The organism is Klebsiella sp. X1-16S-Nf21, assembly GCF_002837615.1.
In the GTDB taxonomy this organism is placed as follows: domain Bacteria; phylum Pseudomonadota; class Gammaproteobacteria; order Enterobacterales; family Enterobacteriaceae; genus Klebsiella; species Klebsiella variicola.
Genome location: NZ_PJDK01000170.1, coordinates 1 through 542 on the forward strand (window position 1 = coordinate 1; position 542 = coordinate 542).

Annotated in this window: 1 pseudogene; it reads left to right on the top strand. The window is 58.9% G+C overall.

The features are described 5' to 3' along the window. Positions 1-542: pseudogene (locus tag CW267_RS29910) on the top strand (transketolase); the annotation flags it as partial.

Below are 542 nucleotides of genomic sequence, written 5' to 3' on the forward strand. Positions count from 1 at the left end.
CAGTGGGATGCCAAAGAAGCCGGCCAGGCGAAAGAAGCGGCGTGGAATGAGAAGTTTGCTGCCTACGCGAAAGCCTTCCCGCAGGAAGCGGCCGAATTCACCCGTCGTATGAAAGGTGAGATGCCGTCTGACTTCGACGCCAAAGCTAACGAGTTCATCGCGAAGCTGCAGGCTAACCCGGCGAAAATCGCCAGCCGTAAAGCGTCGCAGAATGCTATCGAAGCCTTCGGCCCGCTGCTGCCGGAATTCCTCGGCGGCTCCGCTGACCTGGCGCCGTCCAACCTGACCCTGTGGTCTGGTTCTAAGCCGATCAACGAAGACACCGCGGGTAACTACATTCATTACGGCGTGCGTGAATTCGGTATGACCGCTATCGCCAACGGTATCGCGCTGCACGGCGGTTTCCTGCCGTACACCTCCACCTTCCTGATGTTCGTGGAATACGCGCGTAATGCGGTACGTATGGCCGCGCTGATGAAACAGCGTCAGGTGATGGTCTACACCCACGACTCCATCGGTCTGGGTGAAGACGGCCCGACTCA